Raw genomic sequence first — 26,657 nt, 5'->3', positions numbered from 1 at the left:
TGCGATGCAGGGCATCTGCCTCCTCCCCGCAGGGGGTGCCTCGCGATGAACAGCATCGTTGTGCGCCGCCGCCTCCGTGAGCGCCGCCGGGGCGACGGGAGCCGCGCGCGCCCCATCCTCGTCGCGCTCCTCGCACTCATCGGCTTCGGCGCCGTCTGCGCCGCGGCCGGGCTCGGCGCGCTCTTCACCATCTACAACTCCTACGCGAAGGATTACGTCCCCATCGAGCAGAAGCTGCTCGAAGTCTCGTCGGTGCCGACGGAAATCTACGACCGCGGCGGCCCCGAAAAGGGCGTGCTCCTCGCCACGCTCTCGAATCCGAACGCGCAGCTCCTCAACCCGGTCACCCTCGACCAGATTTCGCCCTGGATGGTCGAGGCCACCGTCTCGACCGAGGATAACTCCTTCTGGACCCATCCCGGCGTCAACCTCAAGGGCCTCATCCGCGCCGCCTACGAAAACTACGTCCTCAATAGCTTCGGCGCCGGCACGGGCGGGTCTTCCATCACCCAGCAGCTCATCAAAAACGTCTACATCTGCCCCTCGGTCGCCGAAGACGGCGACAACCGCAACGCCTGCGTCACCGCTGAACGCACCCTCGACCGCAAGCTCCGCGAGATCGCGTACGCCATCGAACTCGAACAGGACTACACAAAGGAGCAGATTCTCACCTGGTACCTCAACCAGATCAGCTACGCCGACCGCTACATCGGCGTCGAGGCCGCCGCACAGGGCTACTTCCGCAAGCCGGCCAAAGACCTCACCCTCGCCGAAGCGGCCCTCCTTGCTGGCATTCCGCAGGCGCCCACCGCCTACCACCCCCGCCTCAACTGTGTGAAAGATAACCGCGGCGAATGCATTACCGATGAACTCGGGCGGGCCGTTGTCGGCGGCGAGGCCAAGGCCCGCCAGGAGGACGTCCTCGACCTCATGGTCCGCCACGGCCGCATCACCCCCGAGCAGGCAGCCGCTGCCAAGGCGGAAGAAGTGCGCGTCTATCTCGGCTCCAACCCCCAGCGCGCCGAGGCGTTTGTCGACAACCAGGTCGAACCCCGCCTCGTCCGCATGTGCGAGGCCGGCATCCTCCCCAAAATCCCCTCCGCTTCCGACTGTAAATCCAGCGTCCACATGGCCGGCTATAAGGTGGTCTCGACCCTCGACTGGGAGCTGACCGCAAAGGCCATGGAGATGGCCCGCGGCTTCATCGCCGCCGGTCTCGAAGCCGGCTGCGAGTGCCACAACGCCGCCATCGTCACCATCGAGCCGTCCACCGGCCAGGTGATCGTCTACGCGCCGAACCGCGACCCGTCCTTCCGCTCCGACCGCCGGGTCGCCGGTGAGATCGACCAGCTGAACGAGATCAACCAGCCGGGCTCGTCGTTCAAACCTGCCGTCTACCTCACCTGGTTCGATGTGCTCAACAAGGCCCCCATGAGCATCTTCTGGGACACCAGCCCCCTGACCATCGAGGGCACCGCCATCGAAAACCCGCGCAGGGATGCCGACAAGTCCGAAGGGCTCATCTCGGCCCGGGCCGGCCTCGGCGGCTCACAGAACGTCCCGGCCTTCCGTGCCGCGCAGGAGGCCGGCGTCGACAACGTTATCAAGATGGCCAAAGCGCTCGGTATTACGACGGTGGATCAGCGCTTCGACCCGACCTTCCGCTCGCATCCCGACGTCACTTATGGCGCCTCGATCGCGACCGGCGGCGCCAACATCCGCGCCATCGACATGGCCTACATGGATGCGACCATCGCCAACATGGGCAGGATGGTCGGCGTCCCCACCCTTGCCCGCTATGTGAAAGTCAGTGAGCTGAAGAGCACGGCGCTCGATACCGGCGCGAACTACGAACTCGCCCTCGAGCAGAAGCTGCAGTTCGAGAAAGGCTACCTCCGTATCGAGGGCACCCGCGAACTCGACCCCGTCGTCATCCTCGAGGTCCGCGACAAGGACGGCAACGTCATCTTCCGCCAGGGCGAACCTGAATCCCGCCAGGTCGTCGATGCCGGCTCTGTCTGGCTCCTCCACACCATCATGTCCGACTGCACCGCCCGCTTCATCATCTGGGGGTGCGGCGGCAGCAACAACGACCTCGGCCTCGACTTTTTCGCCAACGGCAAGCGCATCCCCTCGGGCGTGAAGACCGGCACCCAGCAGGGGCCTGCCTCCGCCGCCGATACCCTCGAAACCTGGATGACCGGCTACTCCCGCCACGCGGCCACGGCCGTTTGGGTCGGCAACGCCACGAACGAACTCGTGAACGACCGCCAGTTCGCGGCAGCGAACACGACCGTCCGCCTTTGGAAGAACTGGATGGGCTACTACCACGAAGCCCTCGCAGCCCGCGGCGTCCCCGATATCGGCAAGGATTTTTCCGACCTCCAGCCGCGGAACGTCGCCCAGCGCGAGTTCCAGACCCCGGCAACCGACCGCACCCTTGGCCCCGATTTCAAGTACTGCGACCAGGTCGTCGTCGCCTGGGTCCGCACCGATGTGACCTACGAATCCCAGTGCGAAGAGAAGGAGATCGACAGCCGCAACGGGCTCCTCGCCACCGAACAGACGCCCGCCGAGTTCCGCAAGGTCCAGAAGTTCGTCAAACTGCCCGCGTTCAAGCCCGAACTCGCCGAGGAGCTTGCGCAGAAGCGCAACATCCCGATCGCTCCGAAGGAAAAGAGCACCGGCCTGGCCGCCATCGCCATCAACAACATTACCACCGGCCGTACCATCTCCGGCGATACCGAGGTCATCGGCACGGTCAATCCGCCCAACCTCAAGAACTGGAAGCTCGAACTCGGCAAGTCCTCCACGCCGACGGAGTGGACCACCATCGGCCAGGGCACGGCAAAGGTAGAGAACGGCCCGCTCGGCACGATCCGCATCGCCGGCCTCGATGATGGCGTCTACACCCTCCGTCTCTCAACCAACGACGGCAAGGGCCTCTCGCTCGTCGTCTACATCAACGTGCGCAAGACCGGGCCTCCGTTCCCGGGGGCGACGCCGACCCCCTTCGGCGGCGCGCCGAACAACCAGGTTACCCCGACCCCTGCGCAGCGCCCCTGACGGTTGCCTGGTGGCCGCGTAGACTGCGGTCCACCGTTCACCGGAGGAATTGCGCCATGGAGTACGCCCGGCCTGAGCTGCTCGTCGAGCCCGACTGGCTCATGGATCACCTCGACGACCCCGGCGTGCGCATCATCGACTGCGCCGTCCTCGAAGCCTACCGCCGCGCCCACATACCCGGCGCGGTTCACCTCCCGGTCCACTATTACATCAAGGAGTCCGGTCCGCCCGGTGCCGACCACGGTACCTTCGTGATGCCACCGCGCGAGTTCGAAGCGCTCATGGGCCGCCTCGGCGTCTCGAACGAAACCCTCGTCGTGCCCTACGACGACAACAACGCACTCCTCGCCGCGCGGATGTGGTGGGTGCTCAACTACTACGGCCATCCGAACGTCCGGGTGCTGAACGGCGGCTGGCACCGCTGGCTCACGGAAGGCCGGCCGGTCACCTTCCACGCCACGCGCCCCGCCCCGGCCACCTTCGTTGCCCGCCCGAACCCCGACCTTATCGCCGACGCGGAGTACCTCAAGGCGCACATCGGCGACCCCTCCTGTCAAATCCTCGATGCCCGGACCGACGAGGAGTGGAACGGCACCAACGACCGCGGCAACCGCCGCGTCGGCCGCGTCCCCGGCGCGAAGCACCTCGAGTGGCTGAACTTCGTGGAGAAGGGCGACCTCCGCCGCTTCCTCCCGGCCGAGGAGATCGATCGGCTCCTGGCCGAGGCCGGCTTCTCCCGCGACCGCGCCACCATTACGTACTGCCAGGGCGGTATCCGCGCCGCGCATGCCGCCTTCGCCATGACGCTCGTCGGCTACGACAACATCCGGGTCTACGACGGCTCCATGCGCGACTGGGCCAACCGCGACGACACCCCGCTCACGCTCGAATAGCCCGCTTGCAGCATCCCCGTGGACGACAGCGGGCCCGGCGAAAACGCCGGGCCCGCGTGCTGGTGCCAGCCTGTCGGTGGTTACTCCCCGCCGGGGGTCACAGGCTCCTTTTCGGCCGGTTCGCGCTCCCAGCGGATGAGCGCCTCGACCGTGAAGCCGAGGTCCGCCTTTTCGCAGAGCGACGAGCAGTACGTCATCTTCATGCCGCTCGGCGACTTCCGCCAGTCATAGCGGAGGCCGCACCGTGCGCAAACGCGGATGTTGTTCAGGTTCATCCCGGTCGGGCCGGGTCCGATGGGCGTATCCATTGGTGTGCCTCCTCTGCTGGCTTCGCCGCCTCGCTGGTCGGCTGCCTTCCGAGATCCAGCGTAGGGGCCGCGAGTCCGTTTCGTAAAGCGACCCGGTGGCCGCGCTTACCTTCCCCCTTCCCGGGATGCCGCCCGGGCTCGTTGCCGGTTACGCCGCAAGGAGCGCCCGCCACTCTCCTCGCACGTACTCGAAATCGCGGAGCAGCGTCTCAATCGTGAAGCCGAGGTCTGCCTTCTCGCAGAGGCTGCCGCAGTAGGTCATCTTCAGGAACGCGCTCGGCGAGCGGCGCCAGTCGTACGGCGTCCCGCAGTGCTGACAGATGCGGATGTGCTGCTGCATCGCCACGTCCCCCGGCCGTGCCGTGCACCTTTGCGGAGTCGGCCGCCTGTTCTGATAGTCGGCAGCCCCGGACCTCCTGTGCACTCCAGAGAAACCCGGATATCGGTACGGCTCCGCCCCCGCGTTTCCCCGGCGGAGTAGTCACGGGCCTGTCACCGCTCCGTCCCGTGCCTGTCACCGGTCGGCCCGGGTTTTCTCTCCGGACCTGTCGTAACGTGCTGATGGAATGTACGCATCGGCCGAGCCGCTCCCCTACCGGAAGCCGCGTCCGCTGCCGCACCGTCTGCCGCCGCGCACCGGTGTCGTTCCGCGCGAGCGCGCCGTTGTGGCCGGCGAGCAGGTCATCCTGCCCATCGCCCGCCCTGCCCGTTCACCACGCCTCCGCTATCGTTAGGGAGCACCACCCCCGCGGAGGCTCCATGCTCCCGGCCCCACTGGAATCGGCCGTCAACGCCCGCCTCGCCGCCCTCGCCAGCAACCGCATCATCGACCGCATCTGGGCGCGCGACCACACCGTCTGGCAGCCGGAACCCGCCGAGTGCGCCGACCGGCTCGGATGGCTGACGGTCCACCAGCAGATGTTCGCGCGGCTCCCGGCCATCGCCGCGCTCCGGGAAACGCTGCGGGCCGAAGGTGCCGCCTCCTTGCTCCTGCTTGGCATGGGCGGCTCGAGCCTGGCGCCCGAGGTGATGACCTCGGCCTTCGGTCCCGCTCCCGATGCGCTCCGCTTCGAGCTCCTCGATTCGACCGACCCGCGGCAGCTTGACGCGCTCCTGGCGCGCCTCGACCTGGCCGCCACGGTCATCGCCGTCTCCAGCAAGTCCGGCACCACGATTGAGACCCGGAGCCAGTTCGCGTTTTTCCGGGAACGCCTCCCCGACCCGCACCGCTACATCGTGATCACCGACCCCGGCACGCCCCTCGAGGCCGAGGCCCACCGGCTCGGAATCGAACGGCTTTTCCTCAACCCGCCCGACATCGGCGGGCGCTTCTCCGCGCTGTCGTATTTCGGCCTGGTCCCGGCCATCCTCTGCGGCGTCGATATCCCCGGCATGTTCGGGCGCCTCGGCCCGATGGCCCGCTCCTGCCAGGACCCGGACCCTGCCGCGAACCCCGGTGCCTGGCTCGGGGCCGTCATGGCGGAAGCCGCGCTTGCCGGCCGCGACAAGCTCACCGTCTTCCTGCCCCAGCAGGTCGAAGGTCTCGGCCACTGGATCGAGCAGCTTGTCGCCGAATCGACCGGGAAGCACGGCCGCGGCATCCTCCCCGTCGAGGGCGAGCGAATCGGTCCGCCGTCGGTGTACGGCGACGACCGCCTCTTCGTCGCGTACGGCCCGCTCGATGGGCTCGCCGAGCTCGAAGCCTCCGGGCAGCCCGTGGTCCGGCTTCCTGCCATCGGCCCCCTCGACCTCGCTGCCGAGTTCTTCCGCTGGGAGTTCGCCACCGCGGTGGCCGGGCACATCCTCGGCATCAATCCGTTCGACCAGCCCAACGTCGAGGAAGCCAAGCGGCTGGCCCGCCGGCTCCTTGAAGGCGTTGCCCCCGAGCCCGTGACGCCGGCACCCGCCGACGTCCTCGCGAGCATCCGCCCCGGCGACTATCTCGCGATCCTCGCCTACCTTCCCCGCGACCGCACGACCGCTGACCGCCTTGAGCGCGCCCGTCACGCCTTCCGTGACCGCCTCCGCGTGGCGACGACCATCGGCTTCGGCCCCCGCTACCTCCACTCGACCGGCCAGCTTCACAAGGGCGGCCCGAACACCGGCGTGTTCCTTGTGGTCGAGGACCCGCCCAGCGTCGACTTCCCTGTGCCCGGGGAGCCCTTCACCTTCGCGCAGCTGGAAGCGGCGCAGGCCCGCGGCGATGTGGCGGCACTCCTTGCGCACGGCCGCCGGGTCGCCCGCCTCTCGCTGGCCGAACTCGAGCGCCTGGCGTTCCCGGCATGATGGGCCAGCGACTCGCAGGCATCCTGCTCCACGCCACCTCCCTCCCGCACCCCGGCACCCTCGGCGCACCGGCCCATCGTTTCGTCGACCTGCTCAGCCGGGCCGGCGCGCGCGCCTGGCAGATGCTGCCCGTCTGTCCGCCGGGTCCCTACGATTCGCCCTACGCCGGTCGTTCTGCGTTCGCCGGCGACGACCGCCTGATCGACCTCGAATGGCTTGCCCGCCGCGGCTGGCTCGCGCCCCAGGACGCGCAGCTTGCGCCCTTCGGCACCCCGAACCGGGTCGACTTCGCCGCTCTTCGCGCAGCGCGGCTCCCGCGCCTCCGGCGGGCGTTCGAACGCTTCGTCGCCGAGGGTTGCAGGCCGCGCCTTGCCGAATTCGCCGCGGCCCACCCCTGGCTCGATGACTACGCCCTGTTCGAAGCGCTGCGCGAACTCACCGGCCAGCCCTGGTGGGAGTGGCCGGCCGAGTACCGAAACTACCCGCCCTCGCGGCCGACGCCCGGCACCGCCCTCGCCGACGAGGTCGAGTTCCACCGCTTCCTGCAGTACGTGTTCGACCTCCAGTGGCAGGAGCTTCGGGATGCCGCACACGCGCGCGGCATCCTCCTCATCGGCGATATGCCCATCTTCGTCGACCGCGACAGCGCCGACCACTGGGCCCACCGCTCCCTCTTCCTCCTCGATGCCAGCGGCAACCCAGCCGTCGTCGCCGGCGTTCCGCCCGATGCCTTCAGCGACACCGGGCAGCGCTGGGGCAACCCGCTCTACGACTGGGATGCCATGCGCGCCGATGGCTACGCCTGGTGGATTGCCCGCTTCCGCCGCGCCCTCGACCTCTTCGATGCCCTCAGGGTCGACCACTTCCGCGGCTTCGTCGCAGCCTGGCACATCCCCGCCGACGAACCGACCGCTGTCAATGGCCGCTGGGTGCCCGGCCCGGGCCGCGCCCTCTTCGACGCCCTCGAAGCTGCCCTCGGGCGGCTGCCCATCATCGTCGAAGACCTGGGCATCATCACCGACGACGTCCGCGCGCTCCGCGACGAGCTCGGCTACCCCGGGATGGCCGTCCTCCAGTTCGCCTTCGGCGGCGACCCCGACAATCCGTACCTTCCCCGGAACCACCGCGAAAACCAGGTCGTCTACACCGGTACCCACGACAACGACACCACCCTCGGCTGGTGGACGAGCCTCCCCGAATGGGAGCGCGACAACGTCCGCCGCGAACTCGGCATCGACGGGTCACGCATTGTCGACGACCTCGTCCGTGTGGCCCTCGAAAGCGTCGCCGAAACTGCCATCATCCCCATGCAGGACCTCCTTGCCCTCGATGGCAGCCACCGCATGAACCATCCCGGCCGCGCTGAAGGCAACTGGACCTGGCGGTACGCACCGGAGCAGGTGACGCCCGACCGCCTCGAGTTCTTCCGCGCACTCGTCGAACGCACGGGCAGGGACGGCACCCGCCGCTGACCGGCCGGCCTCTCCCTCGCCTGCACCTCCCCCGGACCCCGGCTGCTGCGGGTCAGTTGCGCTTCGCGTACGCTGCCCCCGCAGCACTCCCCGGAGGTGTTCCAGGTGGATTACCGACCGCTCGGCCGAACCGGCATCCGCGTCAGCCCCCTCTGCCTCGGCGCCATGATGTTCGGCGGCAAAACCTCCCCCGCCGACTCGGCAGCCATCATTGACCGCGCCCTCGATGCCGGCATCAACTTCATCGATACCGCCAACGTCTACAACCAGGGGCGCAGCGAAGAGGCCGTCGGCGAGGCGCTCCAGCGCAACGGCCGCCGCAGCCAGGTCATCCTCGCAACCAAGGTCCACGGCCGCATGGGCGACGACCCGAACGCCATGGGAAATACCCGGCGCCACATCATCGAGCAGTGCGAAGCCAGCCTCCGCCGCCTGAAGACCGACTGGATCGACCTCTACCAGGTCCATCGGCCCCAGCCCGATGTTCCGATTGACGAGACACTTCGCGCGCTCGATGACCTCGTCCGCTCCGGCAAGGTGCGGTACATCGGCAGCAGCACCTTCGCCGCCTGGCAGCTGGTCGAAAGCCTCTGGGTCGCGAAGGAGTACGGGCTTGAGCGCTTCGTCTGCGAACAGCCTCCGTACAACCTGCTCGACCGCCGCATCGAGCGGGAACTCCTCCCAATGGCCCAGGCCTACGGGTTCGGCATCATCCCCTGGAGCCCGCTTGCCGGCGGGCTCCTCACCGGGAAATACCGCCGGAACGCGCCCCCGCCCGAGGACAGCCGCTACGCCAACCTCGACGCCAACCCCCTCTACCGGCGCCGCATGAACGAAGCCATCTGGGATGTGGTCGAACCCCTCGAATCTCTTGCCAGGGAGAAAGGCACCACTATCTCCCGTCTCGCGCTCGCCTGGTGCATCCACCAGCCCGGGGTCACCAGCCCGATCATCGGCCCGCGGACCATGGAGCAGCTCGAGGACAACCTCGGCGCCCTCGAGGTCACCATCACCGATGAAGACCGAAAGGCGATCGACCGCATCATCCCTCCCGGCACGCATGTGGCTCCGTATTACGAGGCCGACTGGCGCGCCGGAGCCTTCCGGTGGTGATGGCGCTGCGTTGACACCCCCGCCCGGGCGCCGGTAGCGTCCGGGCCACTACCTGTGCCCCCGGAGGCAGCCGTGCGCGAAATGTCCGGCGGCGAAGCCGTCTACGAAGCCCTGCGCGCCCTTGGCGTCGAACACGTCTTCGGTATCGTCAGCGTCCACAATATCCCCATCTACGATGCCATTCACCGCCTCGGCGGCATCACCCCGGTCGCCGTCCGCCATGAGCAGGGCGCCCTTCATGCTGCCGATGGCTACGCCCGGGCAACAGGCAGGCTTGGCGTGGCGATCGCCAGCACCGGCCCCGGGACCACCAATGCGATGACGGGCCTCTACGAGGCGCAATTCGCCTCCAGCCGCGTGCTCCTGATCACCGGCCAGGTCGAGTCGCTCTACTACGGCAAAGGGAAGGGGTTCCTCCACGAAGCCGAGGCCCAGCTGCCCATGCTCCGGACCGTCACCCGGCGCGCTGAAAGCGTGCGCCGCACCGAGGAGATCGCCGAGACCATCGTCGCCGTGGCCCGCGATATCCATACCGGCCGCCCGGCTCCCGGCGCCGTCGAAATCCCGATCGACCTGCAGTACACCCGCGCCGAGGTTGACATCCCTCACATCGAAGGCTGGCCGCGGATTCGCCCCGGCCGCGATGCCCTCGCCCGGGCTGCCGACCTCCTCCGGGGCGCCAGGCGGGTCCTCATCTGGGCAGGCGGCGGCGTCCTCGCGTCCGGCGCTGAAGCTGAACTCCAGGAGCTGGCCGAATCGCTCGGCGCCCCGGTCGTCACCTCCGCGAACGGGCGCGGGGCAATCCCGGAGGACCACCCCCTCGCGCTCGGCCCGCTCTCAGCCCACCCGGCGCTCCAGGAGCTGTTCGATACGGCCGACGTCATCCTTGCCGTCGGCACCCGCTTCCAGGCCGGCGCGACCCGCAACTGGTCGCTGCGCTGGCCGGCCCGGCTCATCCACATCGACGCCGACCCGGGCGTCATCGGCCGAAATTACACCGCCGACGTCCCCGTGGTCGGCGATGCGCGCCTCGCACTGGCGGCCCTGGCCCGCGACCTCGCCGATGTCCGCATGGAGCCGGCGTTCGCTGCGCGCGCCGCCGACCTGCGTGCGGCGGCCCTGGCCCAAATCAGGCGCGAAATCGGCCCCGACTACGCGGCCATCATGGACGCAATCCGTGAGCTGGCTCCCCGCGACGCGCTCATCGTGCGCGATGCCACCGTCCCGGCCTACCTCTGGGGCAACCGCATCCTCCCGGTCCTCGCCCCACGGACGTCCATCTATCCGACATCCGCCGCTATCGGGCCCGCCCTGCCGCTCGCAATCGGCGCCGCCATCGGAGCCGGCCGTCCCGCAGTCGTTATCCAGGGCGACGGTGGATTCATGCTCAACATCGCCGAGCTGGCGACCGCCGCGCAGTACCGCGTGCCGGTTGTGGTGTGCGTTTTCAACGACCGCGGCTACGGCGTCCTCCGCACGATCGAGGCCCGCACGTTCGAAGGCCGCCAGTTCGGGGTCGACCTCGCAACGCCGGACTTCGTCCAGGTCGCCCGGGGTATGGGGGTTCCCGCCGAGGCGGTCGACTCACCAGCCACCTTCCGCGCCGCCCTCGAACGCGGGCTTGCCTCCGCTGGGCCCTGCTTGCTCGATATCGACATGTCGAAGCTCACGCCAATGGGCGGTCTCGGGTCGCCCCCGCCGAAACGGACGCCGGATATCGCTGACTGAACCGGCGGCGGGCTTCCCCGGGCAGCGCGGTGGCCCTCCCGGGGCGGAGAGGGCCACCAGCCTCCAGCGGAAACCGCGCGCCTCAGACCTTCGCGAGCACCTCGCGCATCTTCTTCCAGCGCTCCGCGCGAATGCGCGCGGCCCCCTCGAGGTTCGACGTATCGACCTCGGCAATCATGGCGCCGTACGCCGCATACGTCGGGATCTCGTCGTCCGTCAGCTCCCGCATCCACTGCTTGCGCTGCATCGCCTTCTCGATGTACGGGGCAAGCTCGTCCATCTTCTGCTTCTGCCGGCGCTCCTCTTCTTCCTTGAACTCCGGCATCACTTCAGCGGCGAACAGTTCGAGGGCCTCGCAGATGTGCTCGTGCCGGTTCTTCCCGCCCTGCTGGATGAAAACCGTCTGGTCGACCCCCGCATCGGCGAACTTTCGCAGGTGCTGGCGCAGGTCCTCCGGCGTCCCGATTCCGCCCGTGCCGCCGCCGAGGAAGTCGAGCTGCTCGGCGCCCATCGCAGCCTTCACCTTCTCGTAGTTTGCCCAGATGTTGGTCCGGCCCGGCTTGTGGTGCCCGAAGACATAATGGTGGCCGAGCCCAAACTGGAAGAACTTGAAGCCGTCGAAGCCGCGGCGGAACGCCTCCTCGCGGTCATGGTGAATCGAGAAGCTCGTCACCATCGCGATGTTCGGGTTCACGGTGTGGCCGATCGGTACGCACTCCCGCTTAAACGTCTCGTAGTAGTCGTCCACCCACTTCTTCGCTTCCGCCGCATCCACGAACGCGAATGTCAGCGCACCGATGCCCAGCTGCGCCGCGAGATGGATGGTGTCCCGGTTCGAGCACGCCACCCACAGCGGCGGGTGCGGCTTCTGCACCGGCTTCGGCACCACGTTCCGCACCGGCATCGAGAAGTACTTCCCCTGGTAGCCCGGGTACGGGTCCATCGCCATCATGTTGCAGACCTGTTCGGTCGTCTCAAGCCACATCGCCCGCCGCTCGGCCGGGTTGATGTTGAACCCCTCCAGCTCGGCCCGCGAAGCTGACTCGCCGGTCCCGAATTCCACCCGCCCGTTCGAAACAAGGTCCAGCGTCGCAATCTCTTCGGCAATGCGGGCCGGCGGATTGTAGTTCGGCGGCATCAGCTTAATCCCGTGCCCAAGCCGAATGTTCTTGGTCCGCTGGCTGGCCGCCGCCAGGAACACCTCCGGGCAGGACGAGTGCGAGTACTCCTCCAGGAAGTGATGCTCGACCTCCCAGGCGAAGTCGATGCCCAGCCGGTCCGCCAGCTCGACCTGGTCCAGCGCGTCCTGGAACAGCTTCAGTTCCGCCCCCTCGTCCCACGGCCGCGGCAGCTGATGCTCGTAGAAAATCCCGAACTTCATTCGAAACCTCCTTGTGTCGCGCGAGTCTAGCAGAATCCTTAGCGCCGTGCGAACTTCCCCGGTGCCGCTCCATCGCATCCAGGCATTTGCGCGTCCTCGCGGCTCCCTCCAGAATCCTGCCGGGGACACGGGCGGAATTCGCGAAAACCGGAGGAGCCACGTGAAACGACAGCCCCGCACCCCGGAACTCGAACGCGCCATCTCCGCGCTCTTCCGGGCAAGCGCACTCCTCGACCCCATCCGCCTCACCCTCTGGGACCGCGAGAACCTCACCGTGACACAGCTGCGCCTGCTCGGCCACCTCGCCGAACAGGAAGGCCTCAGCAACGCAGAGCTCGCCGAGCGCCTCTACGTCACCCGCCCCTCCGTCTCGGCCCTGCTCGAACGCCTCGAACGGGGCGGATTCATCCGCCGCGAAGTCGCTCCCAACGACCGGCGCAGCATCTGCATTTGGCTTGAGCCCCGCGGCCGGGCGGTCGTCGAGTCCCTCCGGGAAGAGCTGCGCGACTACGCCGCCGGCCTCATGGAGAGCATGTCCCCAGCCGAACTCGTCGATTTCGCCCGCGCCGTCGAACGCTTCGTCGAATCCGGCAGCGAGCGGCGCAGGCGCGACCTTCAGCTTGAGGACGCCGACGACTGAGACGCCGTGACCGTCGAGCCCCCGCGCATCCGCCTTGCCGACCTGCTTTCCACCGCATCGTCCCTTGCCGCTTTCCGGCTCGAACCAGCCATCACCCGGAAGCACCTCCGGGATGCGCTTTCCGTCCTGCTCGAGGAGACCACCTTCGAAGCGCTCGGCGGCGGCGCCTCTCCCCTCATTCCCCGGAGAGCAGCCCCAGCCCCCGACGCCGATGTCCTCGCCTTCGCGGCCCGCTGGAACGATCGCCTCGGGGGCCCCTTTGTCGAGGTGTCCCCCGACCTCCTCGCCGAGCTCCGCGCCGATCTTGAGTCGCCCCCGTCCTGATACCGGCCGGCAATTGCCGCTAGCCGGCCGAGCGCCCATAGTCCGCCCGTGGACGGGCTTCCGCAGCTCGCTGCTGGGCTCGCCGGTGCGGTTGCCGGCTTCTGGTTTCCGGCTGTCCAGCACGGCCTTTACCGCGAGCCTGCCTTCCGCGAGGACCCTGCGGTTGGCGGCCGCCTCTTCGCGTTGCGGGCTTTCACCATGCCCGCCGGCGCGCTCGTTGCGGCCCTGGCGTTTCGCTCTGGTCACCCGGGCGGGATGCAGCCGTTCCTCACCGCGGGCTTCTGCCTGCTCCTGGTTGCCGTCAGCTCCACCGATTTCGACCGGCGTCGCATCCCAAACGTCCTGGTCTACCCGGGCATCCTGGCGGCGCTCGCCGCCGCTCCACTCTGGCAGGACCGGTCGACCTGGGACGTGCTGCTCGGCGGGGCAGCCGGGCTCGCCGCCGCGGCGCTGCTCCTGCTCCTCGGCGGGCTCGCCGGGGCCGCTGCCCGCTCGCGCGAAACGGCCTTCGGTATCGGCGATGCCAAGCTGATCCTCCTCATCGGACTGCTGACCGGCTGGCCCGCGGTCATGACGGCGCTGCTGATTGGCATCCTTCTCGCCGGTGTCGTCGCAGCGGTGCTCATCCTGCTCCGGGGCAGGGGCGCAACATACAGCTACGGCCCCTACCTCGCGGCCGGGGCCGTCATCGTTTTGCTGTGGTTCGACCGCTTCGGCTGACTACAGGTTCTTCAGCTGGATAATGGCTGGCCCGCCGATGACGATCATGATGGCCGGGAAGATGAAGAAGACGAGCGGGAAGACCATCTTGATCGGTGCCTTAAAGGCCGCCTCCTCGGCCCGCTGCCGCCGCTTCGTCCGGATGACGCCGGTCTGCACGCGGATGACGCCGCCGATGGAGATTCCCATCGCCTCGGCCTGCACGATGGCATTGATGAGCTGACGCAGTTCATCCACGCCGGTGCGGTCGGCCATATCGAGGAAGGCGTCCCGCCGGGCGCGCCCCATCTGCACCTCCCGCATCGTCCGGGTCAGCTCCTCCGCAAACGGACCCTTCACCTTCTCGATCACCCTGGTGAACGCTGCGTCGATACCCAGGCCGGCCTCGACCGATGCCGTAATCAGGTCAAAGGCGTCCGGCAGTGACTTCCAGATCTCCTTCTGGCGGCGGCGGATGCGGCCAAGGAGGAAGATGCGCGGCGCGTACAGCCCCAGGCCGCTCATCACGACGAACACCAGCAGCGTTCGCTGCGCATCGAGCCCGGCGCTCATGGAGTACACCAGGCCGAGTAGCGGCAGCAGCCCGGCGAAGATGGCGACCAGGACAATGAACTGCCCGGGCTTGATGCGCAGGCCCGCCTGGACAAGCGCCATCTCGACCCGCTCTTCGATGGACGACGGCAGAATCGCATTGATCTGCCGGTTGAGGCTCGCGAGCAGCGGCTTGATGACGCGCTGGGTGAACGCCGCCTCGGGGTCGGGCAGCGCCTCCCGCGCCGGCCGGGTGTACCGGAGCCCGCCGAGCCGTATGTCCATCGCCGAGTTGCCGGTGGAGCGATAGAGCAGCCCGTACGTCATGAGGGTGATGAAGAGAAACGTGCTGAAGGCAATGAGCAGCTCCATCGCGCTACACCTCGATGTTCACGATCTTCTGGATAATCAGGTAGCCGATGACCTCGCTGATAAACGCGCCCATCAGCATCAGCCGGCCGAGCGGGTCGGTGAACAGCAGCCCCGTGAATTCCGGGCTGATCATGTAGAAGATAATCAGCAGGCCGATTGGGATGCCACCGATAACGTAACCGGTGAGCCGCTGCTGCGACGTCAGGGTGCGAATCTCGCCCTTGATCCGCTCACGCTCGCGCATTGTGTGCGCCACGTTGTCGAGAATCTCAGCCAGGTTCCCGCCAACGCTCCGCTGGATCAGGATTGCCGTAATCACGATGTCGAAGTCCGGGCTGCCTACGCGGTCGTTCAGCGCCTGCAGCGCCTGTTCGACGCTTGCACCCATCGCTGTATCCCGCAGTGTCCGCCGAATCTCCACCGAGAGCGGTGCCGGGATCTGTTCCGCGGCCGCCTCCATCGCCTGCAGAAGGCCGAAGCCCGCCCGCAGCCCGCTCGAAAGCATCTGGAGGAGCTCCACCAGCTGGCCTTCCATCTTGTGCAGGCGGCTCGCCATTCGGCGCTTCAGCCAGAATCCCACCAGGAGCCAGCCGAGCGGCGCCAGCATCACCCCGAAAATCGGCAGTGGCAGCAGCACGACCCCGACAAAGGCGAACAGGACGGACACGACCACCCGGAGGGTGAAGTACTCCTTCGCGTTCAGCGTCAGCCCCGCCCGCTCAAGGTCGCGCGACCAGTTCGCAGCGATGTTCCCCGAGATGAGGGTAATGCCCGCGAAGTTCACCGCAGTCCGACGCCGCAGTCGTGCCCGGGTCTCCGCCGGGAGCTGGGCTTCGACCTCGCGCAGCTTCTTCAGCCGCGCCGATGCTTCGACGCTCGAGGCGCCGAACCCGAAGAGCCAGAGAACCAGGAGCGTCGCGAATGCCCCGGTCGAAAGCGCGACGAGAATCAGCATGCCGCCTACCATCCTTCCCCGGTGCCGAACAGGTTGTTCGGCAGCTCGATGCCGGCAATCGCAAACTTGTGCGCAAACCCCGGCCGAATCCCCGTCGGCCGCATCGACCCGTGCACTTTCCCGTCCTCGTCCACGCGGTCCAGCTTGAACAGGAAGATGTCCTGCAGGGTGATCGTGTCGCCCTCCATGCCGCTGACCTCGGTCACGTGGGTCACCTTGCGCGAGCCGTCCTGGAGCCGGCTCAGCTGGACGAAGATGTGGATCGCCGAGGCGATCTGTTCGCGGATGGCCCGCGACGGAAGGTCCATGCCCGCCATCAGGACCATGTTCTCGAGGCGGGAAAGGGCTTCGCGCGGGTTGTTCGCGTGGATCGTCGAAATCGACCCGTCATGGCCCGTGTTCATCGCCTGCAGCATGTCGAACGCTTCCTCGCCGCGTACCTCGCCGACGATGATGCGGTCCGGCCGCATGCGCAGGCAGTTGCGGACCAGGTCGCGCTGCTTGATCTGGTTCTTCCCTTCGATGCTCGCAGGCCGCGCTTCGAGCGTAATGACGTGGTCCTGCTGCAGCCGGAGTTCGGCCGGATCCTCGATGGTGATAATCCGCTCCGTGTTCGGGATGAACGCCGAGAGCGCGTTCAAGAACGTGGTCTTCCCGGTGCCCGTACCACCGCTGATGACGATGTTCAGGTGTGCCCGCACACACATCGCGAGGAACTCCGCGGTCTGCTCGCTCAGCGCGCCAACCGCGATCAGGTCCGCCATCCGCATCTTGTCGGCGCGGAACTTTCGGATCGTGATCGTCGGCGCCTTCGGCGAGGCCGGCGGAATGGTGATGTTGACGCGCGAACCGTCAGGCAGGCGGGCGTCCACCATCGGGCTCGATTCATCGATGCGCCGGCCGAGGGGCGCCACAATCCGCTCGATGATGCGCATCACGTGCGCCTTGTCACGGAACCGCACCGGGCTCCGGAAGATGCGCCCTTCCCGCTCGAAGTACACCTTGTCGATGTCATTGACCATGATTTCCGAGATGGAGGGGTCGCGCAGCAGCGGCTCAAGCGGGCCGAGCCCGAGGGCCTCGTCCGCCACCGCCTCGAGGAGCTCGTCGCGCGGCATCCCGCCGAGCTGGAGCCCCTCCTGCACGAGCAACTCTCGGGCCGCCTTGATGACCGCCTCGCGCTGCTGCTCCGGGGCGAGCCCTTCCAGCGCGCCATGTTCCAGCTCTTCGATGAGGAGTTCGTGCAGCCGGATCTTCGTCGCCTCGGCGACCGCATTGGCGCCCGCCGCGCGGCCGCCCGGTGCATCCACCTGGACGGGCCGTACCGGCCGCAGCGCACCGCCGGGCCCTGCCGCGGCGTCCTGTGGCGGAGGAGCAGGAGCCGCCGGACGCAGCATGGCGCCCCCGCGCTGCTGACCCGGGATGCCCGGCGGCGGGGGCGGTGCCGCCGGTTCGACGTGGCCCCACGGCTTCCCCGGCCCCGGCCGTCCAAGCTGGCCGGATGGACGGAGCTTCGGGGCCTCGGGATTCCCAGGCGGGGGAGCCCCCGGGCCGGCAGGACCCTGTGCTGCCGGTGGCGGTCCGCCAACCGGTCCCGGCGGGAGAATCCGCCGGCGCGCGCCCCAGCCGAATGCCGGGCGTTCGTCGTCTCCAGCTGCTCGTCGGTCGCGAATGTCATCCGGCATGGCTCATCTCCTCGCTGCGCGTGGTCTCCTAGGCGCTCTTCTTGAACAGGCCCCCGAACAGGCTCCCCAGGCCGCCGCTCTTCTTCGCCTTCGAACGCGCCCGGATCCCGGCGAGCGCCCGGGCAATCTCCCGGATCTCGACGGCAACCTTGCTGTTCGGCCGGCTCAGCACAATCGGTCGCCCGAGCTGCGCGGCCTTCACTACCTCGGTGTCCTGCGGAATCTTCCACCACAGGGCAGTGTCCAGCGTCCGCTCGACGTCCCTCTCCCGGACGCCGGTGTCGACGCCGGCCCGGTTCAGCACCACCTTGATCCGCTCGTCATCGTTGCCGAACCGCTCGTGCAGCATCTCGAGCGCCAGGACGGTGTCCTTGATGCTGGCCATGTCGAGTGTCGTGATGAGCAGGATCATCGTCCCGACCTCGATCGCCGCCGCCACAATCTCGTTGAATGTCCCGGGCGTATCCAGGATCACGAAGTCGTGCGTCTGGGAGAGGACGTCGACGACGTCGCGGATGTGCGCCGACGTCAGGTTCCGCCAGTCCGCCGGCCGGGTCGGCGCCGGCAGAATCCGGACGCCCGACTCGTGCTCAACGAGGTACTCGCGCAGCGTGTTCCGGTCGACGTTGTCCAGGTTCCGGGCCAGGTCGGCGATCGACCGCTCAACCGGGATATCCATCGTGATGGCCACGTCGCCGAAGCGGGTGTCCATGTCGACCAGTGCCACCGTCTGGTGCGCCTCTGTTGCGAGCGCCACCGCCAGGTTCGAAGCAATCGTCGTCTTGCCGATGCCGCCCTTGGCCCCGAAAACGGTGATGATCGTGCCCTGCGCCACCGGGTCGGCGAGCTCGCCGCGGCGCCGCATCATCTCCCGCTCCTTCTTCTCGAGGACCTTCATGATCGAGCTTTCGAGCTCTTCCGGGTCCAGCGGCTCGACCAGGTAATCCGAGGCCCCGCCCACCATCGACTGCCGCATCAGGCGGATGTTCGCCTCAGTGGAGAACACGATGATGGGCAGGTCGGGCAGCCCATCGTTGATCCGCGAGAGTGTCTGCACCGGGCGCACCAGCGGCTCCTCGATCCGCATCAGCACCAGGTCGGGCCGCATCTGGAAGCAGAGCGTGAACGCTTCCACACCGTACCCGGCAGTCCCGAGAATCCCGAAGCCCAGCATTTGCAGCGTTTTCGCCAGCTCAGCCGAGCTCTCCCGGTCCGGGTCAACCACGAGAAGCTGCGGTACTCGTGCCATCGTCGTCGTTTCCTCCACCGTCTGCACCCCGGCGACCACCAGGGGCCTGCGTCATCTGATACTGGAGCGGGCACGGCGGCCTCGCCGCGCCCGCGGAACACTTACCCCAGCCGCGTCACCGGACCGGGAACAGGTCGTCGTACGTCCATACCTGCTTGCCCGTGATCGGGTCGGCGTCGCCCTTCTGCCGCGGCAGAATCCGGTACTGGCCCACGTCGTCCCGCATCGCGTCGATGAGCGCTACCTTGGCCGCGAGGTCGGGCGGCAGCGCCAGCGTGATCGAAATTGCCTTTTCGTACGTCGCGTTCTCCTGCTTCACCGCCCCCGAGGTCGCCGCTGACGGCCCCGAGGCTGCCGCGCTGCCCGAGCCGTTGCTGCCGCCGTCCACCTTCGGAACGGTCTTCACAACGGTCTGCGCCACCGCCAGCACTTCGACGTCCTGGGCGATGTACCCCGCCACGACGTTCGGCTTCTCTTCGCCGGTCAGGGGGTCCACTTTGCTCAGCGTGGTAATCCCGAGGATGTCCACACGGTCACCCGGCTGCGGCAGCCCGGCTGCAATCCACGCCTCGTGCGGCACCTGGAGCGATATCGCCCGCATCCCCTGCGGCACCTTGTACGCCAGCGTGTCCTGCCCGACGTACGTGGTGACCTTCGCGTCGATCACCTGCTCGCCCGCGTACATCGGCGCCGTGGCCACCTTGCCGACCAGCGAAGACATCTCGCTGTCTTTCACCCGCCCGGGCAGGAGCGCCGTGGCCGGGATGGTGCGCGTTGTCAGCATGTCGGACGTGATCTTTTCGCCGACCGCGACGTTCCGGGTCAGGACCACCACCGTCTCCGCACCTTCGCCGGCGAATATCTCGCCGCTCAGGTCCTTCTCGCCCCCGCGCCCGTTCAGGAACGCGAAGACGAGCAGGGCGCTCAGGAGGCCGAAGGCGCAGGCGAGCAAGAGCACGCCGCGATTCCGGCTCGAACCACTGGTAGCTGCTGCAATCGATCTGTTCACGTGAGCACTCCTCCCCTTGCTATATCGGCGCTCTTGCAGTTCCCCCACAGACCGCCGACGGAATCCGCCGGGAAAGCGACATCCCCGCCAGGAGCGGCGGGGATGTCGTTCTGACGTCCCGGGCCTGGCCTACCGCACCAGCGCAATGTGTGTCTGCTCGGCGACCGCCTGGAAGGCTTCGTCCAGCTCGGCCGTCGTCGGCGCGTGGTAGAACTTGCCGCCGCCGATCGTGGCGATGTCCTGCAGGAACGTCGTGTTCAGGTCGTTCCCCAGGCCAATCGTGAAGATGATGATGTCGCCGTTCCGCGCGCGCTGCGCCTCCTGGCGGGCGTGCTGCTCCGCCTGGCTCACCCCGCTGCCGGTGGAACACGAGGTGCTGTTGTAGGCGCTTGGGTTGTAGGTCGCGCTGCCGCAGTAGGTGTTCGCAACGCCGTCCGTCAACAGGACCAGGACCCGTACCGCATTCGCCCGTTTCCCGGGCCCGTCGAGGACCTGCCTGCCGACGGCCAGCCCGTGCGCGATATTCGTGGCCCCGGCCGGCCAGAGGATGGCATCCAGGCTGCCCCGCACCGTCGAGAAGTTCGACGTCAGGTTCTGGCTGATTGCTGCCGTCGTCGAATACCGGACCGAGCCGATCTTGTCGTACTGCTGGTCGAACAGCGTGGTGAAGTACTTTGCGGCGTCGATCGCGGCATCGAACGGCTGGTGCGGCCCGTTCTGGGTCGTCGTCGGCGTGTAGTAGCTCGCGAGCTGGCAGTAGTCGCTCGTGCTGCTGTACCCGGTGCGGTTGGCCCACACTTCCGCGTTTGCTGCGTGCGAGGTCGCAACGGTGTTGGTGTCGGTCGCCTCGTTCCGGTAGCCGCGGATAACCGTTAGCGTATTGTTGCTTGTGTTGACGCCGGTAATCCGCATCAGCTCGTTATCGATCATGATGATCCCGGGCCGCAGGCTTGCGGATGTGGGCACGGAGGTCGCGTTCGAGCCGACCGATACCTGCCAGTACGGAGTCGTCGTGTTGAACGTCGTGCCGAAATTGCTCCGGTTCGTTGCTGCGTTCGTGCTGGCAAAAATCCTGACATCGTTGAGCGGGATCGTCGTTTGCGTCGCATTAATGTTGGCAGCAAGCCGCGGAAACTGGAAGCCGCCCGCCGGCGTCAGCCGTCCCGGGCTCATCATGTACGAGCCGGAGTTCTCCACCTGCCGGAAGCTGTCGAAGCACATCGAGCCCGAGATGTCAAACACCACGACGATGTCGAGCACCTGCGACTCGGCGTCCCCTGAGGCAGAAACGGTCCAGTGGTCCACGCCGAAGAGGCGAGCGAACCAGGTGGGAATATCCGCCCGCGCCTCCACCCGGACTGCCTTGTTCCCTTCCGGGTACGTCACCGCGAACTGGACGTTCGTGCCCTGGCTCCGGATGAACTCGCTGTTGTCCATCCAGTACTCGGTGGCCTTCGTTGCGGCATCCGTTTGGCTCGGCATGCTCTGCGCGGCGGCAAGCGCAGCAGCATCGACCGCCGCCTGCATCTGCGTCCGCGCCCAGACATACCGCCCGACATCGATGCTCATGGCGACGAAACCGAGAAACACGAGCAGGAAGAGCGCGAACAGCGGCAACGCCTGCCCGCGCTCCTCCCCAAAGACTCTGCGAATCAGCGAACGCACCATGGCTCGCCTCCCTTCTGCTGCCCGGCGCTTTCTACTCCAGCCGCATCGACGCGTGCGAGCGGATGGTGGGCGCCGAGAGGTTGCCGCCGGAAACAATCCGAACGATGCCGCCAATCGGCGTCACGAACTGGAACTGGTATGCGACATCCACTGAGACCATTGACCCGCGCGACCCCTGGACGTTCGTCGTTGTAATGGTCACTTTGGTCGGGTCGATGTTGCACTGGCTGGGGTAGTTCGCGCAGAAGCTGCCGTAGACACGGTTCTGTACCGTCGAAAGGTCCGACTGAACCGCCGCAACCCGCGCGCCCTCGCGGGCCGCGTTCGTAATCAGCAGCCACGTATGGAAGGCCCGCCCGAATTCGACCATGCTCATGAACAGGAGCACGAAGAGCGGCAGGATCATGGTGAACTCCACCAGCGCCTGCCCGGTCTCCGTTTCGCGGAACCGCCGCAGCAGCCGCCGCACAGCCGAACGCCGGGGCGTGCCCGGCTCTCCCGTTCCCTGTTCCCTGGTTTCTTCTGCCGCATTCAGCATTCCGCGGACTCCTGCCTGATGGCAGAAGGGGTGGGGTACCGTCGTGCCCCACCCCTTCCCTTGCTGGTCGCAGTGCCGGGGTCACCGGCCCTGCGAACTAGATGCTGCCAGCGACGTTGTTGAGCGCGTTGGCGATGTTGCCGCCCAGGAGCGTGAGGGCGCCGATGCAGACGATGGCGATGAGGGCGAGGATCAGGCCGTATTCGGCGAGACCCTGGCCTTCCTCGTCGCGCGCCTGCCACGCGGCGACCTTGCTGACGGCCCAGTTGCGAAGCTTCGACATGTCGGTACTCCTACCTCTCGTTTTGGGGTCCCTGCCCCGGGTGTGTTCGCCCTCGATAGTCAGCGTCCGACCTGCGGGCCCTCAGGCCCGGAGCCGTCCGTCGAACCTCCGCGAACCCCTTGCGGGTTTGGCCGTCGCGTCGGTCGCCTTCCGGCGGGGCGCCACCATCGGTGGAGCTACTCGCAACTTCGGCCGGCCCGCTGGGCCCCAAAAGGCCCGTCACCCACGTGCAACCGCTTCGTCTCTCCTCGGCCCTCCCCGCCTCCCGCCTGCACCAGGCGGGCCGCACTGCCGACCTTACAGATGACGACCTTGTGAATCAGCACCGACAGGGAGACTGACCATGGACCAATCCGCCGCGGCGTCAGCGCCCTCTACCCCAGCGCCGTGGAAGCGCCGCGTTTCGCTGGCCCAGGATGCGGCCCTCGTGGTGGTAAGCGCCCTCTTCTTCTACGCGCACGGCCGCTCCGCCCTCGAGGGGCACTCCGCCGCCAGCGCGTTCTTCGCGATCGAACAGGGGCTGCTCGTTGGCATCTTCCTGACGCGCCGCCGCCCCATCTACACCTCAACCCGGGTCTACGACTGGGTCATCGCGACCATCGGCGGCTGGTTCGCACTCGCCTCCCGTCCCCACCCCAGCGGCGGGCTGCTCGAAGGGTACGGGATCGCCCTCCAGGTCGTCGGGCTCACCTGGGTCATCGTCAGCTTCGCCACCCTGGGCCGGAGCTTCGGCGTCGTCGCGGCCAACCGCGGCTTGAAAACCGCCGGGCCCTACCGCTTCGTGCGCCATCCCATCTACCTCGGCCACAACATCACCCTCGCCGGGTTCCTCCTGGCGAACTTCTGGTGGTGGAACGCGCTCGTGTTCGCCACGGTGCTCATCTTCCAGGTCCTGCGCATCCAGGCCGAAGAGCGGGTCCTCCGCGCAACCAGCGACTACCAGTCGTACGCCGCCCGTGTCCGCTGGCGCCTCGTCCCCGGCCTGTACTAGCCGACCCCTCCTCCGGACCACCTCCCGTTCAGCTGCCCTTGCCGGCACCCGCCGCCCAGCGCCCTTGCGCAGTCCTACCAGGCGTCGATGTTCGGACGCTTCTTGGTGGTCCGGGGCGGGCCGGGCCGGATGGAGCGCAACAGCCCCGTCAGCCAGTCCCGTGTCTCGGCCGGGTCGATCGCGTCGTCCACTTCGAACAGCGAGGCCTGGTTGAGCGCCTTTCCCCGCTCGTAGGCGCGGGCCACCATCGCTTCATAGAACTCCCGCCGCTTTTCCGGGTCCGCGATTGCGGCCAGCTCGTTCCGATAGCCGAGCTTCACCGAGCCTTCGAGCCCCATGCCGCCGAACTCGGCCGTGGGCCAGGCCACCGTGAACAACGGACGGTGGTACGTCCCGCCCGCCATCGCAATCGCCCCCAGTCCGTACGCCTTGCGCAGGATGACTGTGAACGTCGGCACGCTGATGTTCGCACCGGTGAGGAACAGCCTGGCCGCGTGCCGAACCAGGGCCGTCTTCTCCACTTCCGGCCCGACCATAATGCCCGGTGTGTCGCAAAAGTAGACCACCGGCAGGTCGAACGCATCGCACAGCTGAAGGAAGCGCGCCGCTTTATCCGCCCCGTCCGAATCGATCGCGCCGCCGAGGTGCGCCGGGTTGTTCGCCACCACACCCACCGGCCGCCCCTCCAGCCGGGCCAGCGCCGTGATGATGCCGAGGCCGAACTTCGGCCGCAGCTCAAGCACCGACCCTGTGTCGAAGACGAGCCGTATCGCCTTTCGCACGTCGTACACCCGGAGCCGGTTCTCGGGGACCACCGTCCGCAGCAGGCGCTGGTCGGCGGCCTCCCACGTCGGCAGGCTGCCCTGGAAGTACGAGAGGTACCGTTTCGCCGTCTCGACTGCCTCGGCTTCGTCGCGGACGAGGATATCGATCACCCCGTTCGGCACCTGGACCGACGTCGGTCCGATCTCCTCCGGGGCGTAGATGCCGAGACCGCCGCCTTCGATCATCGCCGGGCCGCCCATCCCGATGTTCGCATCTTCAGTCGCAATCACGACGTCGCAGCAGCCCAGCAGCGCTGCGTTGCCGGCGAAGCACCGCCCCGTCGTGATGCCGATCATCGGCACGAGCCCGGAGAGCTGAGCAAAGCGCGTGAAGGTCGGAGGCGAAAGGGCGCTCGCAACGATATCGGTGTCGCCCGGCCGGCCCCCGCCGCCCTCGGCGAACAGAATGAACGGCATGCGGCCCTGCTCGGCCACGTCGATGATCCGGTCCGTCTTGCGGTGGTTCTGGCCGCCCTGCGTGCCCGCGAGCACGGTGTAGTCGTAGGCCATAATCGCGCACCGGCTCGCCGGGTCCCCGAACAGCTCGCCGTTGACGCTGCCAACCCCGGTGACCAGGCCGTCGGCCGGCGTTTTCTCAATCAGCTCCTCGAGCGACCGGCGCGCCCGCTGTGCCGCGAGGACCAGCGGCCCGTATTCGATGAACGTCCCCGGGTCGCACAGGTGGGCAATGTTTTCGCGCGCCGTGCGGTGCCCCGTCGCATGCCGCCTGGCGACCGCCTCCGGCCGCCGTTCGTCGCGCGTGCGCGCGCGCCGTTCGAGCACCTCGGCGAGGTCCGGCCGGATGCGGTCGAGGTCGACCTCCTCGGTCCCCGTTTCGGCCGCGCTGTCGGCCTCGCCCGGGGCGATGGTCAGCAGCACGGCGCCCTCGACCACCGGCACCCCTTGCCCAACCTCGACCCGCACCACCGTCCCCGCGCATGGAGCCGTCACCTCGTGCTCCATCTTCATCGCTTCCATTACCGCCACCACCTGCCCGGCCCGTACCTTCTGCCCGGGCTCCGCCTGCACGGCGACGATGGTGCCCTGCAGCGGCGCGCGGACGGCTTCTTCACCTTCGGCGACCGGCTGGGGCTCAGGCCTCGACGCAGCGGCCCGGCGCTTCCCGTAAGCGAGCACGGCCAGCGGGTCGCTGGTGTCGATGCGGGCCCCCGCAACCTGGGCGCCGGCAGGGGATGCCTCCGGTGCCGGCGGCGCGAGCTGCGCGGCGCGCTCGACCAGCTCCGCGGCGTGGTCATCGATGAACCGGGTGTACAGGTCGGCCGCGGCCAGCTCCGGCCGCTCGGCAAGTGCACGCAGGAATCCGAGGTTGCTCTCCACGCCGGCCACCTCGAACTCGCCCAGCGCCCGGCGGAGGCGGGCGACGGCCGTCCCGAACTCCGGTGCCGGCGAGCGGACGACCACCTTCGCCAGCAGCGAATCAAACGCCGGGCTGATGCTGGCGCCCGCCGCCGCGGCCGTGTCCACGCGGACGAATGGTCCCGCGGGCGGCGCGAACGCAGTGACCGTCCCTGCAGCCGGGTAGGCCATCCCGGTCGCCGTCATCCGTTCCGCGTTGACGCGGGCCTGGATGGCGAAGCCGCGCGGCGCCGGGGGCCCATCCCCGAGTCCGAGTTCGGCCAGGGTCGCGCCCCCGGCGATAGCGAGCTGCAGCGCGACCAGGTCCAGGCCGGTCACTTCCTCAGTCACCGTATGCTCCACCTGGAGCCGGGCGTTCGCCTCGATGAAGTACCAGGGCGACCCGCTGTCGAGCGGGCGCGTGGCATCGACGAGGAACTCGAACGTCCCGAGGCCGCGGTATCGCAGCTGGCGCGCCATCGCCAGGCTCGCGGCGACCAGCTGCTCCCGCAGCCCTTCCGGGAGCCCCGGCGCCGGGGCAATCTCGACGACCTTCTGGTGCCGCCGCTGCAGGCTGCACTCCCGCTCCCAGGCGTGCGTGACCCCGCCAGCCCCGTCGCCGATGACCTGCACTTCGATGTGCCGCGCACGTTCAATGAACCGCTCGGCGTAGAGTGAGCCGTCGCCGAACGCGGCCGCTGCCTCCGAGCTGGCCCGGGCGAATGCCGCCTCGAGCTCCTCCGGCGCGCGGACGACCCGCACACCCCGCCCGCCCCCGCCGGCCACAGCCTTGAGCAGCATCGGCGCGCCATCGAGGCTGGCGAGGAATTCCCGCGCCTGCGTGACGTCGACCGCCTCGGGCGTCCCCGGCACGACCGGCACCCGGCAGGCCATCGCCAGCTGCCGGGCAGCCACCTTGTCGCCCAGTGCCGCCAGCGTCTCCGGCCGCGGCCCCACGAAGATGAGCCCGGCCCCCTCGCACGCCGCGGCAAAATCCGCCCGCTCGCTCAGGAATCCGTACCCAGGGTGGACCGCGTCGCAGCCCGACTCCGTGGCAGCCCGTACGATGGCCGCACCGTCAAGGTAGGCCGCGACCCCTGCGCCGGGCAGTTCGACACGCCGATCCGCGCGGCGCACGTGCAGGCTGCCCGCGTCGTCCGCCGGGGCGACGGCGACCGTCTCGATGCCGAGCTCGGCGGCGGCGCGCATGATTCGCAGGGCGATCTCCCCGCGGTTCGCAATCAGGAGGCGGCGAATCGGCATGG

At 68.2% G+C, this 26,657-nt stretch carries 22 protein-coding genes; 10 read left to right on the top strand and 12 right to left on the bottom strand.

What is annotated here, in order from left to right; translation table 11 throughout:
• The first annotated feature begins 45 nt into the window (after positions 1-45).
• Both Tbon_RS01210 and Tbon_RS01205 read left to right on the top strand, forming a co-directional pair.
• Positions 46-3,066 carry a transglycosylase domain-containing protein gene (locus tag Tbon_RS01210; RefSeq protein ID WP_192498042.1) on the top strand — a complete coding sequence of 1,007 codons (3,021 nt, stop codon included), beginning with the start codon at positions 46-48 and terminating at the stop codon, positions 3,064-3,066.
• A gap of 56 nt (positions 3,067-3,122) precedes the next feature.
• The gene (locus Tbon_RS01205) at positions 3,123-3,959 is read left to right on the top strand and encodes a sulfurtransferase (protein WP_158065917.1); all 837 of its coding nucleotides are present in this window, start codon (positions 3,123-3,125) and stop codon (positions 3,957-3,959) included.
• Between the two features lie 80 nt (positions 3,960-4,039).
• Here the strand turns inward: Tbon_RS01205 and Tbon_RS01200 are convergent, their stop codons facing one another.
• On the bottom strand, positions 4,040-4,267 hold the full coding sequence (locus Tbon_RS01200; RefSeq protein ID WP_158065916.1) for a hypothetical protein: 228 nt from the start codon (positions 4,265-4,267) through the stop codon (positions 4,040-4,042).
• A 148-nt stretch (positions 4,268-4,415) separates the two neighbouring features.
• Positions 4,416-4,607, bottom strand: coding sequence for a hypothetical protein (locus Tbon_RS01195; protein WP_133117552.1), 192 nt, complete (start codon positions 4,605-4,607; stop codon positions 4,416-4,418).
• A gap of 419 nt (positions 4,608-5,026) precedes the next feature.
• On the opposite strand from Tbon_RS01195, the gene Tbon_RS01190 reads away from it, so the two are divergent.
• From Tbon_RS01190 to Tbon_RS01175, 4 genes are all read left to right on the top strand, one after another.
• A complete protein-coding gene (locus tag Tbon_RS01190) occupies positions 5,027-6,553 on the top strand; it encodes a glucose-6-phosphate isomerase (protein WP_192498041.1) in 1,527 nt (508 codons plus the stop codon).
• Positions 6,550-8,025, top strand: coding sequence for a 4-alpha-glucanotransferase (malQ, locus tag Tbon_RS01185; RefSeq protein ID WP_158065914.1), 1,476 nt, complete (start codon positions 6,550-6,552; stop codon positions 8,023-8,025). The genes Tbon_RS01190 and malQ overlap by 4 nt, the downstream gene beginning before the upstream one ends.
• 105 nt (positions 8,026-8,130) lie before the next feature.
• Positions 8,131-9,138: an aldo/keto reductase gene (locus Tbon_RS01180; RefSeq protein ID WP_225734663.1), complete on the top strand. Its 1,008-nt coding sequence runs from the start codon at positions 8,131-8,133 to the stop codon at positions 9,136-9,138.
• Between the two features lie 81 nt (positions 9,139-9,219).
• Complete coding sequence (locus Tbon_RS01175) at positions 9,220-10,866, top strand: thiamine pyrophosphate-binding protein (RefSeq protein ID WP_225734730.1); 1,647 nt, start codon at positions 9,220-9,222, stop codon at positions 10,864-10,866.
• 82 nt (positions 10,867-10,948) lie between these two features.
• Here the strand turns inward: Tbon_RS01175 and Tbon_RS01170 are convergent, their stop codons facing one another.
• Positions 10,949-12,247 (bottom strand): LLM class flavin-dependent oxidoreductase, encoded by a 1,299-nt coding sequence (locus tag Tbon_RS01170; protein ID WP_158065911.1) that lies wholly within the window; start codon positions 12,245-12,247, stop codon positions 10,949-10,951.
• A 160-nt stretch (positions 12,248-12,407) separates the two neighbouring features.
• Between Tbon_RS01170 and Tbon_RS01165 the strand changes: the two genes are divergently transcribed.
• Genes Tbon_RS01165 through Tbon_RS01155 form a run of 3 tightly spaced genes read left to right on the top strand, consistent with a single transcriptional unit; the run spans position 12,408 to position 13,931 of the window.
• Positions 12,408-12,887: a MarR family winged helix-turn-helix transcriptional regulator gene (locus Tbon_RS01165; RefSeq protein WP_192498040.1), complete on the top strand. Its 480-nt coding sequence runs from the start codon at positions 12,408-12,410 to the stop codon at positions 12,885-12,887.
• Positions 12,888-12,893: 6 nt separating this feature from the next.
• A complete protein-coding gene (locus Tbon_RS01160; RefSeq protein WP_158065909.1) occupies positions 12,894-13,211 on the top strand; it encodes a hypothetical protein in 318 nt (105 codons plus the stop codon).
• Positions 13,212-13,259: 48 nt separating this feature from the next.
• Positions 13,260-13,931 carry a prepilin peptidase gene (locus Tbon_RS01155; protein ID WP_158065908.1) on the top strand — a complete coding sequence of 224 codons (672 nt, stop codon included), beginning with the start codon at positions 13,260-13,262 and terminating at the stop codon, positions 13,929-13,931.
• On the opposite strand, the gene Tbon_RS01150 is transcribed toward Tbon_RS01155, so the two are convergent.
• From Tbon_RS01150 to Tbon_RS01115, 8 genes are all read right to left on the bottom strand, one after another.
• Entirely contained in the window at positions 13,932-14,834 is a 903-nt protein-coding gene (locus tag Tbon_RS01150; protein ID WP_158065907.1) for a type II secretion system F family protein, read from the bottom strand.
• A gap of 4 nt (positions 14,835-14,838) precedes the next feature.
• Positions 14,839-15,789, bottom strand: coding sequence for a type II secretion system F family protein (locus Tbon_RS01145; RefSeq protein WP_192498039.1), 951 nt, complete (start codon positions 15,787-15,789; stop codon positions 14,839-14,841).
• Between the two features lie 5 nt (positions 15,790-15,794).
• Complete coding sequence (locus Tbon_RS01140) at positions 15,795-17,186, bottom strand: CpaF family protein (protein ID WP_158065905.1); 1,392 nt, start codon at positions 17,184-17,186, stop codon at positions 15,795-15,797.
• 316 nt (positions 17,187-17,502) lie between these two features.
• Positions 17,503-18,723: an AAA family ATPase gene (locus Tbon_RS01135; protein WP_158065904.1), complete on the bottom strand. Its 1,221-nt coding sequence runs from the start codon at positions 18,721-18,723 to the stop codon at positions 17,503-17,505.
• 115 nt (positions 18,724-18,838) lie between these two features.
• Positions 18,839-19,681 carry a Flp pilus assembly protein CpaB gene (cpaB, locus tag Tbon_RS01130; protein ID WP_192498038.1) on the bottom strand — a complete coding sequence of 281 codons (843 nt, stop codon included), beginning with the start codon at positions 19,679-19,681 and terminating at the stop codon, positions 18,839-18,841.
• A gap of 180 nt (positions 19,682-19,861) precedes the next feature.
• Positions 19,862-21,400: a vWA domain-containing protein gene (locus Tbon_RS01125; RefSeq protein ID WP_158065902.1), complete on the bottom strand. Its 1,539-nt coding sequence runs from the start codon at positions 21,398-21,400 to the stop codon at positions 19,862-19,864.
• A 31-nt stretch (positions 21,401-21,431) separates the two neighbouring features.
• A complete protein-coding gene (locus tag Tbon_RS01120; protein WP_158065901.1) occupies positions 21,432-21,938 on the bottom strand; it encodes a TadE/TadG family type IV pilus assembly protein in 507 nt (168 codons plus the stop codon).
• Positions 21,939-22,035: 97 nt separating this feature from the next.
• Positions 22,036-22,221, bottom strand: a complete 186-nt coding sequence (locus tag Tbon_RS01115) for a Flp family type IVb pilin (RefSeq protein WP_098503739.1) — start codon at positions 22,219-22,221, stop codon at positions 22,036-22,038.
• A gap of 343 nt (positions 22,222-22,564) precedes the next feature.
• Here Tbon_RS01115 and Tbon_RS01110 point away from each other — a divergent pair, with 343 nt between their 5' ends.
• Entirely contained in the window at positions 22,565-23,212 is a 648-nt protein-coding gene (locus tag Tbon_RS01110) for a methyltransferase family protein (protein ID WP_158065900.1), read from the top strand.
• A gap of 74 nt (positions 23,213-23,286) precedes the next feature.
• Here the strand turns inward: Tbon_RS01110 and Tbon_RS01105 are convergent, their stop codons facing one another.
• Positions 23,287-26,655, bottom strand: a complete 3,369-nt coding sequence (locus Tbon_RS01105; protein ID WP_158065899.1) for an acetyl-CoA carboxylase family protein — start codon at positions 26,653-26,655, stop codon at positions 23,287-23,289.
• Positions 26,656-26,657: the final 2 nt, after the last annotated feature.

Origin of the sequence: Tepidiforma bonchosmolovskayae (assembly GCF_008838325.1) — a bacterium.
In the GTDB taxonomy this organism is placed as follows: domain Bacteria; phylum Chloroflexota; class Dehalococcoidia; order Tepidiformales; family Tepidiformaceae; genus Tepidiforma; species Tepidiforma bonchosmolovskayae.
The sequence above is the reverse complement of the archived record's forward strand: the minus strand, read 5'-3'. Positions and strand labels throughout refer to the sequence as shown.